This window comes from Wolbachia endosymbiont (group B) of Silvanus unidentatus, from assembly GCF_964028615.1.
Taxonomy (GTDB): domain Bacteria; phylum Pseudomonadota; class Alphaproteobacteria; order Rickettsiales; family Anaplasmataceae; genus Wolbachia.
This window is the reverse complement of the sequence record NZ_OZ034795.1, coordinates 1,005,561-1,018,254: the sequence shown is the minus strand read 5'-3', so window position 1 is coordinate 1,018,254 and position 12,694 is coordinate 1,005,561. Positions and strand designations below refer to the sequence as shown.

Genomic DNA, 12,694 nt, shown 5'->3' with positions numbered 1-12,694 from the left:
TTAAGTCCTCATTGGCATTACTATATATAGTGCACTTGGATCATCTTCATCAGTGATAATTGTAGCGCTATTACCATCTGATAGGCTGACCTTACATTTGTTTTTTATACAAGATAAAGCATCAAGCAAATAACGAGAATTAAATCCTACTTCCATAAGAGCTCCATCGTAATCCACCTCTATAGACTCAGTCGCATCACTGCACTCTTGGGAATTTGAATGTAGAGTTAATAAATTCTCTTGCAATGAAAATTTAATTGATTTTATTTTATCGGACACAACAACGGAAACTCGGTCTATAACACTAGCAAGTTTGCTACTCTCAACAATCATTTGTTTATCTTGAGACGTTGGAATAACGGCTTTGTAATCTGGAAAAGTTCCATCTATCAATTTTGATATTAGAATATACTCACCACATGTAAATTTGATTTTTCTATCTGAAAGTTTTATATTTATCTCATTACAATCATCCAATACTTTCAACAGTTCCATGATAGTTTTACGTGGAATGATCACCCCAAATTCTCCGTTGATATCTTCAGGTTTAGGCCTTTTTATACATGATAAACGGTGGCCATCAGTTGCAACGCAGTACAGAAATTGCTCATCTGTATGCAGATATATCCCATTCAAATTATACCTTGTATCATCTAGCGACACAGCAAACTTCGTTTTAGTCAACAAGTCTACCAAATCTGCACTTAGTAGAGTGAAATCGTATTGATGATCACCTTCTTCAAGAACAGGGAAGTTATTTGAAACTACGTTCGGTAAAGAAAAATTTGCATTTCCACAGGATATCAATAATTTTCCTTGATTATTCATTTCGAAATTGACATCCAAATTAGTTGGCAATTTTTTCACTATATCATGTAAAGTATGTGCTGAGATTTTCACTTCTCCTTCTGCTGATACATTTGCAGTAAGTGAGGCAAATATTGAAATGTCAAGATCAGTAGCCTTCAATTTTATGCTACCATATTGTGCTTTGATATTTATACACGCTAAAACATCTATCGCGTTGCGCCTTTCAACCACTCCACTTACCCTGGATAGCGTATTTAAAAGGCTTGCACGACTTACACTAAAACGCATTTGTTCACACACAGAACTTTGTTCTTTGATTCCTATATCTACAATTTTTGACATATTAATTCTCAAAAATATATTTTAAATGATATTCATATTCTATGTAAAGTGATATCCATATTTTTGTCTGAGAGACAAAACAGCCTATCTTATACTTTAGTGATCAATAATTTACTTTGTATGGCATAAGTCATGCATTTTTTGGTACGCTTTTTGAAAGCCAAGCAAGGAATAAGTATCATCAACATTTGCTGTTTTTACTTTTCCATTAACTACCATTGATAATCCCTGCTTCATTTTTAGAATCAAATCTTGGTCCATTTTTGTATCATCTGTCCACGCAAGACTTCCCTGTATTATTGGCAATTGATATTTAATTTTTTTATCGATATTGAGAACTACAGGCTCATTATTATACTGAAAGCCAGAAGTGACGCTCACCTCATCTGCTTTTTTATCAACGTAACTGACCATTACATACGGCTTGCGATCGGCTGTATAATGTTCACTTTTTTTCTTAGGATGAGATACAATATAACACACTTTTTCACCATCTTCCAATGCAGTATACACAAACCAGTCTTTATATTTTTCGCTCAGTTGTACATTACTAACCGATGCAAGAGTGTCTATTGAAAGAAATATTAGAAATACGAAAAGACTACGCATGTAAACCGAATTTCAAACTCTCTGATTTTATATGTTGTTTTACCTTACTCATCGCTTGCTCAGCCAGCTGTCTTATTCTTTCTCTTGAAACACAATATTTTTTGCTAAGCTCATCCAAAGTCTGAGTATTCTCAGATAAATATCTGCTAATGAAAATGTCTCTTGATCTTTCATTAAGACTTGCCAGCGCATTGCTTAAAATTGTTTCTTTTAATGCCTTTTCTTCATGATTCTGGTAAGCTACTTCTTGACTAACTAAATTACACGGAATCATATCTTGTAACTCCTTTTTAGAGTCATCACCTATTTTTATACAATTATTTAACGACTGATCCTTACAAGCCAGACGATAGCTCATCTGTACAACATCTTCTTCAGATACAGAAAGCTCATTTGATATTGCTTTTATTTCTTCTTTACTCAAAGTTTCTCTGTTTGTGTATTGTAAAATTCTTTTTTTTATTTTACGTAAACTAAAAAACAATCTCCTTTGTGCTTGCGTTGTACCTATTTTTACAAGTGACCAAGATTTTAATATAAAGTCTTTCATTGAAGCTTCAATCCACCATACTGCATAAGTTGAAAAACGAAATCCCAAGTCAGGATTGAACTTTTTCACTGCATGCATTAAACCCATATTTCCTTCCATGACCAGGTCCATCAACAATAGACCGTAATTCTTAAATTTCATTGCAATTTTTACTACCAAATTCAAATGGCTAGTAATCAACCTGTGAGCAGAAGAAATATCCTGGTATTCTTGCCAATTTTTTGCTAATCGCACTTCCTCTTCTTGGGAAAGCATAGGAAATTTTCGCACTTCAGCAATATATTGCATGAGATTAGTGCTACTATTAACACATAAATTTGCTACTGGGGTCAACATAATAACTTAAATTAAAACTCTATACATATAATATATTGATTTTCAGTGAAAAATTCAAGCTTTAATTAAAAAAGCATAACTTTATATCTAGTTGAGATCTTAACAACAGCTACCTAAATGTAGAATTAAAATTGCCAGCGTGTAACGATAAAAACTACATTAAATAAATAATGTGTTATTCCAGTGCTCAAACACTGGAATTCACATTTCTTTTTTCTAGATCCCAGTGTCATGCTACTTGAATGACAAGAAAAACCCACTGGGATAATAAGACAAAGATAGACTAGAAATTAAACGCTACTCCAGCTTCTGCACCAACAGCGCTGTAAAGGACATTGATCTCTTTAGTAGCTGATACTGCTTCTTTATTAAAACTAGCACCATAAGAACCAAAATAACGAGCACCAGCAAAGAGTTTGATTTCTGGGGTTACATCATAACTAACACCAGCTTTTGCTTGATAAGCAAAACCAAATCCTTTTTGATCTTTAACTGCACTAGCTTCTGAAGGATTGCTGATATATGCTGCACCAACACCAACACCAACGTATGGAGTGATAGGCATATCTTCAATCGCTATATCGTAATAAACGTTAACCAATCCTGAAAATGCTGCCACACTGTTTGCAACAGTTGTTGGAGTAAATGTTGCACCACTAACGTCGTTTTTGTTTAGTTGTGAGTAAAGTCCCTCAACATCAACCCTGATATCGTCCATTTTATAACCAAATGCAGCACCACCAGCCATAAAAGATGCTTTTAAAGGATCATGAACTTCGGTTCCTTTTTTATATTCAATGCCGTCAATTCTTGTTTTAAAAGGTAAAACTTCACCATTATATTGCAAACGAACATAGTAGCTAGTTTCTTCATCACTTATTGGACCAATAGGGTCTGATGAAAAAGCAGAGTTTGATAGGCTTAGCAACGTCACTAAAGCAGCTGCCGAAAAAAACTTTTTATAATGCATAATTGCCCTCGTTAAAAAAATTAAAATTCCACTTTAGCAGTCTAAATAATAACTAAAGTTAAGTCAAGTGCTAACTTAATAACATAAAACCTTCTGTATCTTAACTAACTTTTAGGAAAATACAAAGATTTTATTAATTAATAAATAGAGTTACTCTACTTTTTTTACTCTTGATCTTCTGACACCTATTTCACTAATGTCTTTTTATCTTCTGATCTGCATTCATCATTGTGAATTGCTGCATATTCATGCAGTAATATGAATGTACTTCATGGAAGTACTAGTATAAAAGGAAAACACTTAGTTACTGCATTAAGTCAAACTTCAGTAGTAAATTTAAAAAGGAAGTTTAAATCCAGGTGGTAACCCCATCATACCTGCAAGATCAGAGGTTGCATTTGCCATATCTTCTTCTGCTTTTTTAATGGCATCATTAAACGCTGCTGTCACTAAATCTTCTACTATGTCTTTTTCTTCATTTCTCATAAGCTCTAAGTCTATGTTTACCTTTTTAGCTTTATAGCCACCTATTTTTATAACTTCCACTAATACAGAAACTTTGCCACCACCAGAAATACCTTGAAACTCTTTTCCAATATATTTTTCTTGGGCTTCCGCAAGCTTTTTTTGCATTTCTTGCGCTTGCTTCATTATTTGACTGAAATCCACAACCTACTCCTTATTTTCTATATTAACTACCTTTGCACCTTTAAACGTATTTAATATATCCTTAACTACAGGTGCATAATTTAAATTACTCACTTCCCTATTCATATAACTCGTATCAACTATAATAACCCACTCCTGATTAGTAGCTTGATTTAAGTAACTTTTCAAGTCATTACAAAAATTACTGTTCAAGTTAGATACAGCTTTTAATTTTAAATACCCAAATTTACAATCTATTAATTTTAGATTACTACACAGTTGTTTGTAAAGATAAATTTGGTTACTCCGCCTTAATAGTTGCAAAATCTTATCAAAATCGTAATTTTGTTGTTTATTTTTCACATGGATCCCAGTGTCACGCACTGGGATGACAGAGTGGGGTTTTTCCACATATTTTTTTGGATCCGAGTAGTCAGTTACTTGGATGACAGAGGGGGAAGGTGCAACAGGTCTGCCCTGTCTATTTCCTTGCTCTACATTCTGTGAAAGAATTTTTTTGATCACCTGTTCCGGAGAAGGCAAATCAGAAAGATAACAAAGGCTAATTAACATCATTTCAGCAGCAACCTCATTGCATGTTGAAATTTTTATATCTTGAATACCCTTAAGCAGCACCTTCCACAATCTCGAAAAAAATATTAAAGACTTTTTTGCACTCAAATCTTTTACTCTGCTCTTCTCATATTCTGTATCAATCTCTTTTGTAATTAAAAAACGGCATATTAACTGGATTGTTTGCAGCAGATCTTCAAAAATATTGAGCGGATTTGCTGTTTTTACCACATTGTCGAATACTAACAAAGCCTTCTGTAAATCACTATCTAATACTGCTTCCAGTAGATCAAATATAACGTTTCTATCTACTAGACCAAGTATGTCTGTAACACTTTGAGTGGATATTGTACCATCTTTGCTATATAGCAATGCTTGATTCATCAAAAATAAAGCGTTACGCATTGAATTGCTACAGTGGTGAGCAATTAATTCCGATGCTTCTTTTTCAATAAAATAATTTTCTTTTTGTGCAATATCATTTAAACGCTCCATTATCTTAGCTGAAGGAATGTTATGTAAGTCAAACCTTTGACAACGTGCAATAACAGTTATTGGTATCTTTTTTATTTCTGTAGTTGCTAGAATAAACTTTACGCTAGATGGTGGTTCTTCTAGAGTTTTAAGTAATGCATTAAATGCATTACTGGATAACATGTGTACTTCATCTATAATGTAAACTTTAAATTTAGAACTTATTGGTAAATAGCAAATATCTCCCAAGATCGCTCTAACATCCTCAACACTAGTGTGACTTGCCGCATCGATTTCAACTACATCTGGATGGCTTGAATTTTTTATTGCCAGACAACTTGTACATGATCCACAAGGTTCAAAAGTTGGCCCCAATGAGCAATTCAAACATAAAGCTATTATTCTTGCAGTGGTGGTTTTACCAATTCCACTGCTACCAGAAAGCAGTATAGATTGTGGAATTTTGTTGAGAGTAAAAGCATTTTCTAGTATACGCACCAATATATCTTGACCTACTAAATCTTTAAAGCTACTAGGACGATATTTTAATGCTATGTTCATAGCCTAGAATAAAACAAATAGTACAAATAGGTATGCAACCCAAAAAGATTCTGATATGGTTGCTTCATTTCTGACCTGACCAAGTTACAGAATTTTTGCCTGCATACCTTATCAAAGGTTATACTTTTTTTTTTTTTTAGCAAGGTATATTCTATATTAGTCTTATAATTTATATGTTAGACCTTTTGCAACATTACTTTGGAGTAAACAGCCGTTACCTAAAATACTCTTCTTCTGTCATCCCAGTGTCCAGACACTGGGATCCAGAAAACTTAATTTTAAATGAATACATTAGGCTGTTGTATAATAAGAACTGGATTCCAGTGTCAATCACTGAAATGACACCCTTCCGGTGGGGATTGCTCTCAAACTACAATGTTCGTACAGTTGTACTGGGATTCAAGTATAAAAATATTTGGAAATTATACAATGGACAATGGATTCTAGGAATATATGTTAAAAGTAATGTCCATAATGAAATAAGCTGGATTCCAATGTCACGTACTGGAATGACAACATATAGGTATTGGAATAACAAAAGAGGAATATTATGATTTTATATCATTTTCCTCTTTGTCCATTTTCACGAAAAGTTAGAGCTCTTCTCAAGGAAAAAAAGCTGAGTTGTGATTTGGTATATGAAAATCCATGGGAAAAGCGGAATGAATTCATGGAGATCAATCCAATCGGACAAGTACCAGTATTAATAGATAATAACTTTGTAATAGCGGATAGTAATGCCATTTGTGAATATATAGAAGAGATTTACAATAGTAACGTCAAATTACTTGGTTCATCAACTATTATTAAGTCTAAAATACGCGCTTTAATCAATTGGTTCGATAGCAAATTTTACAATGAAGTTACTAAGTATATTATGAATGAAAAAGTAATTACTAACCGCAGCCCTGACTCTAGATTTCTTCATGCAGCTCAGCATAACCTGCCTTACCATATGGAATACATCGAACACTTAATTAACAAGAACGTTTGGCTTGCAACCGATAAGTTCACTTTAGCCGATATTACTTTAGCATCACATATTTCTATAATAGACTACGTAAATAGTTTTCCCTGGGAAAAAAGTAAGATTTTAAAAGAATGGTACTCCATTGTTAAATCAAGGCCTTGTTTTCGCGAAATATTATTAGAGAGAGTTTTTGGCTTAACTCCCCCTAGACATTACGCTGACCTTGATTTTTAACTTGCGTTAGTTTTAAAGCTACAGTCATTCCTTCGTCAGTAGGAATCAATATGGAGAAATATTTTTTTTCATCTGACAATCTATCGTTAAACTCTCTCATAGCATGCCATGACTTTTCTGATACTTCTTTTGGAGGAGATTCTAAAAATACTGTATCAAATAATAGAGTGTTATCTGCAACGATTAGCCCATCTTGTTTAATGTATGACTCTGCCCAATCTAAATACTTAGGATAACTACTTTTGTCAGCATCGATGAATATCATGTCAAATGGTGCCTTTGCTGATAATTCATTAATTTTTTCCAGTGCATCACCTTCTATTAGAGTAATTTTATCACTTAGATTAAAAGCACTAAAATTTTTTTTTGCTATTCTTGAGTGTTGAGGATTATTTTCTATTGTATATATATGACCATCTTTCGGTAAAGCTTTTACCATACAAATTGACGAATAACCATATAAAGTGCCAATTTCAACTATGCTTTTAACTTTATGGATTTTGATAAATAAATTTAATAATTTTCCTTCTTCAGGAGTGATTTGAATACGTTGTTTCTTATCAAGAGTACAATGTTCTTCTATTTTTTTATACTCTTTTGCAAATAAGCTTCTTATGTACAACGATTTTCTGCTAAAGTTATGACGCATTAAGTTTTATAATATAAACTAAGGAGGTTTAATCTATATAAGATTTATAGATATAACAATAGAGTTAAGAATAATAAAATTTTTTATTTTAAGTTGTTATTTTATAAAGTAAAATTTTAAGTGACAAAGATTATTATATATTTTACTATGGTTAACTAGTATAATAACCAGTTGTTATACTAGAATTAAGGGATCGTTTATTTACATCTCTCTTAAAATGTAATTTTTATAATCAATTAGAGGGGGTTATATGTCTTATAACATTGCTAACGAAGTTGAAACGTTAAGCAAGAAATCTAATAATAATGAAGGAGTGAAATTACTGCACAATCCAGCTTATCGCGAGAAGTACAAAGAACGCTTTAACGAAGCTCAGAAAAAAGTTATGGATATGGTCCAATTTTATGATGGAACGATAGTATTAATAGAGAATAAAATTGCTATGTATTATTATGCTTGGCACAGTAAAAAAAGAGAGTTTGAGCGTAAAAAGCAACAAACAGTATCAAAAAATACTGATTCAGCATAGGGTTTTTATATGGTAAGCTAAAGTGTTATTACTTCACTATAGCTTTTCCATATAACTCATCTATTACATTAGTGAAATATTCCAGCTCTCTATATCCTTCATGTTTGATTTTACCATTCTCTACGTATGATTTGTCATCGTTAATCTTGATGATGAATACAGGAGTAGCTGTGATATCAAGTTTATTAATTGCAAGTGATTTATCATTTATAATTTTGTCCATCATCTTTTTATCATTAATGCATTGGTTAAATACATCTTGCTTCAAATTGCTTAGTGCAGCAATTTTTTGTAGTATAGTTAAATCACTAAAATTAGAGTAGTTCCACGAGTCTATTGCATTAAACACAGCTTTGTTAAAATTAAAATAGTCTTCTTCTTTTTCATAGCAATAACTTAGCATTGCAGCTTTTAATCCTCTGTAATCTAGAGGAAAATGACGGAATATGTATAACATCTTACCTGTATCTATGTACTTTTCTTTGATTTTAGGAAAAACTTTCTTATGAAAAAGAGAACAGTGATAACAAGTGAGCGAAGCATATTCTATCATTAAAATTGGTGCTTTTGGATCACCTAATAATTTATCATCAGGCAGTAGTGACAGTAGTTCTTTTGATGTTATTTCATCAGTTTTTTGAGTGTTGGGTAAGTTTTGTTCAATAGCTGCATAAGAACTAACACTTATAAAAATAAGTAAGAACAATAATCTAAAAATCATTACAATGGAAACACTTAACTTATTAAAGAATTTATGCATTTATATAAATGATGTCAAGATAACTTTTTCTCGGCAACACTTTCTACTCTGTCTTTAAATGCAGCAATTATTTTACTTTGTGTGTATTTATAAACTGAGTTTAATAAGGCGGAAAACAAATTGGATTTAAATTCAAACTTTATATAGAACTCTACCATAGTTTTACTTTCATCTATAGGAGTGAATTTCCATTCGTTGTATAAATGTTTAAATATTCCATTTGACGACACAGCTTTTATCCAACTTTTATTTGCTCCATTTGGAGAAAGAAAGGTCACTTCTGATGTGTAACTTCCTTTAATGCCATGAAAAGCTGCAAGGAGGTCCACAATCATTTGGCTATCAGTTTTTTCTTTTATATAAACAGCTTTGCACCAAGGAACAAAATCAGGATACTTCTCAACGTCAATTACAACTTGAAATATCTCATGAGATGAACAGAAAAAAACACCTTGTTCTTTATATTGGTGTAACATAAACCTAAATAATGGAAAAGGGATCCATATCTACCGTCAGTCTTAGTAGATTCCTGAGACCTAAAGTTAAGGTGGGCATCACGTACTAATTTCAATGAAATTAACAGAGGCAATTCCCTTGATCAGAAATTATCGCTCGGGAAATTTAACTTAACTCATAACGCATAGCACAGACCCCTAAATTAATTATAGATTATTTATATAGAGTATGTCTATAGATATATTAAAACTAGCGATCATTATTTTGCCTTTGTTAAATTTTGCATTTTAAGTATCATAGCTAATAAATATATCTTATGAATCTTATTAAGTTCTTAACCATTTTTATTGTAATCTCCTCAAGTGCTTACGCGAATTGTATAGGGCACAAAACTTTTGTGCTTGCCATGAAGCAGCAAGTAGACAACACGTCTATGAAAGGGAATAGAAAAAATCTAGAACATGTACAAGAAGAACTTCTGAAAATTATTCAGAATAATGTTGACCTCAAAGGAATATCTCGATTTGTCATAGGGAAATATTGGAATTTATCTACTCAGAAAGAAAAAGAAGAGTTTCTAAAAGAATATGAAGTATATCTCGCGCGCTTGTGCGCTAAAATTTTGTATAAATACATAAATAATAGTGAAATGATCATAATGAGTACAAAAGCAGTTGACGATGAAACTTGTCTGATAGGAACAAGATTTTCTTATGGTGATGAGGAATTTACAAACATTGACTTTAAAGTGACTAAAAATGACAATTCTTTCTTAATAAACGATGTTGTAATGAGTGGGATAAGTATTGCTATTAATCAACGTTCTCAATTTAGTGAAAAAATCGACACGCACGGCATGGCAAGTGTAATAGATGAATTAAAACGTAACAATAATTTATGATATACATGCCTCATTGGCCTAAGCCGATTGGCAGTAGGCCAAAGGATTTTTCTCTTGATCGCATAAAAAGTTTTCTAAATAAACTGGGTAATCCCGAGAAAAAAATACCGCCAATAATTCACATAGCTGGCACTAATGGCAAAGGATCAACACTATCCTTTATAAGATATATAATGCAAGCAGCAGGGTATAAAGTTCATACGTACACTTCTCCACATTTAGTGAATTTTAATGAGAGAATAGTTGTTGCAGGCAATGATATCGATGATAGTGAATTACATAACTCACTAGAAGAATGCCGTATAGCAGTCGCAGAACAACCCATCACTCTATTTGAAGCCGCAACGACTGCAGCCTTCTTAGCTTTTTCTCGTCATAAAGCTGATATTACTTTAGTTGAAGTGGGTCTGGGTGGAAGGCTTGATGCAACAAATGTTATAGATAATCCAATTCTAACGATCATCACTTCAATTGCCCTTGACCATACAGAATATCTTGGTCCTACTGTAGAAATTATAGCAGGTGAAAAGGCTGGAATAATGAAACCTAATGTTCCTTGCGTAATAGCACCACAAGAAAAATCTATAATGAACACGCTAGAGCATCATGCAATAAATCAGAAATCTCCTCTGTACAGAGGAGGACTTGAATGGAATTGCGAAAAACAGAATAACAGAATGGTCTTTCAATCGGCTATTCAATCAATAGAATTTTCTTTGCCATCTTTAAAGGGTGAACACCAAATAATCAATGCAGGAAACGCCATTGCAGCATGTAGCATTTTGAGTGGGAAGTATGGATTTAATATTGGAGAAGAGGACATTGCTTCAGGTTTACAGAGCACTTATTGGCCTGCGCGGCTAGAGTCTATAAAAGAAGGTAATTTAATTTCTTTATTACCAAAAGATTGGCAATTATTTCTAGATGGCGCGCACAACAATGATGGTGCCAGAGTGTTAGCTAAGTGGGTAAGAGACAATTTTGCTGAAGGTATCTATATGATCTTTGGTGTTACTCGTAACAGAAACGTCGCAGGGTTCTTAGAGCACTTAAAGCCATATATCAAACTACTATGCGCGATTTGTGTTAAATCTGAACCTAAAGCAACAAGTACAGATTTAATTAGAGAAGGAGCTCATAATATAGGAATCAATGCTATCGAATGTGAATCAATCAGAGATGCTATATCAAATCACATACTAAAAGCTTCTATACAAAACGTCAAAACCATACTAATTTGTGGCTCGTTATTTTTAGCCAGAGATTTGAGTATGGAGAATAATCAACCTACTTGATGAGCCGAGACGTTAAAAGCACCATCAGGATTTACAATGCTGCTTGGCTTTTCGGTTGATGCTCCTATAGGTACATTTTGTTCATCACCTCTTCCTTCAGTTTTTACAAGATTTACAACTTTTCTCTCGTAGATCTCACTTGCTAAGTGTAGTAATAAACTACAACCTAGTAATGCAGCAAATCCGATGAGTATTTTACTGTTTAAGCAACTAGATTGGTACTGTAACACCAAACCTGCTACTAATAAAATAGGAGGAAGATAATTTGAAATTTGGGAAGTAAGAATTAGATATTTAAATGCTTTACTTTTGGATATTTCATCTTCTAGCTCTTCTTGATCTAAATTTTTACCTTGTTCCCGTTGAGGATTTTGCAAATCCATAGCTTTTTTAAATAAAGAAGACATCAAATAAACAGATAAGAAAAAAGTTGCAACAGATGTTATTAGAGTCGCACTAAACAAAATGCCAGGTGCATCAGTAAAATTAGCAGCCTTATATAGCTTAAACCCCAAGTAAATATACGACACTAATGACGAGATGAGCAGTAGGATATTTACCCGAGTAAAAACAGCATAATACTCTGCACGCTTATCATTCTGACCTTGCTGAATTGATTGTAAATACCTTTTCAATTCCTCAGGAATGATTAATCCCTGATTCTTTCCACTTAGTGGTTTAATATATTGCAAAAGTGCTGCTTTATTTCTGTTAAGGGCCTGTATTTTTTCATCGCTACCTCCTGGTTTATCTGGGTGACACTTTATTGATAACCTTCTATAATTTTTTGCTATTATATTAGATATTTCTAAGAAGTTACGACCTTCTACTTCTTGCACTTGAATGCCTATCTCTTTAAATAAACTTTCATTATAATCATATTCTCTTTTTCTTAGCTTATAGCCCATGTCTCCACCTCATAAATTAACTAACTATTAATACTTTATAATATATAAATTTCCAAATCATGTCAATTCTTTCATTCATGCTTATTGTATGAATTATTTCTTTCACGACTACCATGACA

At 32.8% G+C, this 12,694-nt stretch carries 14 protein-coding genes, 2 other RNA genes and 1 pseudogene; 5 read left to right on the top strand and 12 right to left on the bottom strand.

Annotated elements, in window-relative coordinates; genetic code table 11:
- From dnaN to ffs, 7 genes are all read right to left on the bottom strand, one after another.
- Positions 1-1,152 (bottom strand): DNA polymerase III subunit beta, encoded by a 1,152-nt coding sequence (dnaN, locus tag ABWU65_RS04790; protein ID WP_019236841.1) that lies wholly within the window; start codon positions 1,150-1,152, stop codon positions 1-3.
- 111 nt (positions 1,153-1,263) lie between these two features.
- Positions 1,264-1,761, bottom strand: coding sequence for an invasion associated locus B family protein (locus tag ABWU65_RS04785; protein WP_019078627.1), 498 nt, complete (start codon positions 1,759-1,761; stop codon positions 1,264-1,266).
- Positions 1,754-2,647, bottom strand: a complete 894-nt coding sequence (locus ABWU65_RS04780; RefSeq protein WP_012481951.1) for an RNA polymerase factor sigma-32 — start codon at positions 2,645-2,647, stop codon at positions 1,754-1,756. Before ABWU65_RS04780 ends, ABWU65_RS04785 begins: the two co-directional genes overlap by 8 nt.
- A 283-nt stretch (positions 2,648-2,930) precedes the next feature.
- Positions 2,931-3,617, bottom strand: a complete 687-nt coding sequence (locus ABWU65_RS04775; protein ID WP_007302328.1) for a P44/Msp2 family outer membrane protein — start codon at positions 3,615-3,617, stop codon at positions 2,931-2,933.
- Positions 3,618-3,953: 336 nt separating this feature from the next.
- Positions 3,954-4,268 carry a YbaB/EbfC family nucleoid-associated protein gene (locus ABWU65_RS04770; protein WP_006013488.1) on the bottom strand — a complete coding sequence of 105 codons (315 nt, stop codon included), beginning with the start codon at positions 4,266-4,268 and terminating at the stop codon, positions 3,954-3,956.
- Between the two features lie 21 nt (positions 4,269-4,289).
- Positions 4,290-5,873 (bottom strand): DNA polymerase III subunit gamma/tau, encoded by a 1,584-nt coding sequence (dnaX, locus tag ABWU65_RS04765; protein ID WP_007302330.1) that lies wholly within the window; start codon positions 5,871-5,873, stop codon positions 4,290-4,292.
- A 16-nt stretch (positions 5,874-5,889) separates the two neighbouring features.
- Positions 5,890-5,988: signal recognition particle sRNA small type (ffs, locus tag ABWU65_RS04760), an RNA gene on the bottom strand.
- A gap of 121 nt (positions 5,989-6,109) precedes the next feature.
- Between ffs and ABWU65_RS08155 the strand changes: the two are divergent.
- Together ABWU65_RS08155 and ABWU65_RS04750 are read left to right on the top strand one after the other, a co-directional pair.
- Positions 6,110-6,217 (top strand): annotated as a pseudogene (locus tag ABWU65_RS08155) (WPE palindromic element domain-containing protein); the annotation flags it as partial.
- A gap of 206 nt (positions 6,218-6,423) precedes the next feature.
- Positions 6,424-7,077, top strand: coding sequence for a glutathione S-transferase family protein (locus ABWU65_RS04750; protein WP_007302332.1), 654 nt, complete (start codon positions 6,424-6,426; stop codon positions 7,075-7,077).
- On the opposite strand, the gene ABWU65_RS04745 is transcribed toward ABWU65_RS04750, so the two are convergent.
- Complete coding sequence (locus tag ABWU65_RS04745) at positions 7,049-7,726, bottom strand: O-methyltransferase (protein ID WP_006013497.1); 678 nt, start codon at positions 7,724-7,726, stop codon at positions 7,049-7,051. The two genes, ABWU65_RS04750 and ABWU65_RS04745, sit on opposite strands and share 29 nt — an antisense overlap.
- Before the next feature lie 250 nt (positions 7,727-7,976).
- On the opposite strand from ABWU65_RS04745, the gene ABWU65_RS04740 reads away from it, so the two are divergent.
- Positions 7,977-8,255 (top strand): DUF2671 domain-containing protein, encoded by a 279-nt coding sequence (locus tag ABWU65_RS04740; RefSeq protein WP_010403908.1) that lies wholly within the window; start codon positions 7,977-7,979, stop codon positions 8,253-8,255.
- A gap of 28 nt (positions 8,256-8,283) precedes the next feature.
- On the opposite strand, the gene ABWU65_RS04735 is transcribed toward ABWU65_RS04740, so the two are convergent.
- The 3 genes from ABWU65_RS04735 to ssrS form a co-directional block, all read right to left on the bottom strand.
- The gene (locus tag ABWU65_RS04735) at positions 8,284-9,015 is read right to left on the bottom strand and encodes a DsbA family protein (RefSeq protein WP_264682779.1); all 732 of its coding nucleotides are present in this window, start codon (positions 9,013-9,015) and stop codon (positions 8,284-8,286) included.
- A 14-nt stretch (positions 9,016-9,029) separates the two neighbouring features.
- Positions 9,030-9,491 carry a type II toxin-antitoxin system RatA family toxin gene (locus ABWU65_RS04730; RefSeq protein ID WP_006013504.1) on the bottom strand — a complete coding sequence of 154 codons (462 nt, stop codon included), beginning with the start codon at positions 9,489-9,491 and terminating at the stop codon, positions 9,030-9,032.
- Between the two features lie 17 nt (positions 9,492-9,508).
- Positions 9,509-9,670: non-coding RNA, 6S RNA (ssrS, locus tag ABWU65_RS04725), on the bottom strand.
- 117 nt (positions 9,671-9,787) lie between these two features.
- On the opposite strand from ssrS, the gene ABWU65_RS04720 reads away from it, so the two are divergent.
- A complete protein-coding gene (locus tag ABWU65_RS04720) occupies positions 9,788-10,372 on the top strand; it encodes a phospholipid-binding protein MlaC (RefSeq protein ID WP_007302336.1) in 585 nt (194 codons plus the stop codon).
- A complete protein-coding gene (locus ABWU65_RS04715) occupies positions 10,369-11,667 on the top strand; it encodes a bifunctional folylpolyglutamate synthase/dihydrofolate synthase (protein WP_353280379.1) in 1,299 nt (432 codons plus the stop codon). The genes ABWU65_RS04720 and ABWU65_RS04715 overlap by 4 nt, the downstream gene beginning before the upstream one ends.
- Here the strand turns inward: ABWU65_RS04715 and ABWU65_RS04710 are convergent.
- Positions 11,655-12,575, bottom strand: coding sequence for a molecular chaperone DnaJ (locus ABWU65_RS04710; RefSeq protein ID WP_254229974.1), 921 nt, complete (start codon positions 12,573-12,575; stop codon positions 11,655-11,657). The two genes, ABWU65_RS04715 and ABWU65_RS04710, sit on opposite strands and share 13 nt — an antisense overlap.
- Positions 12,576-12,694: the final 119 nt, after the last annotated feature.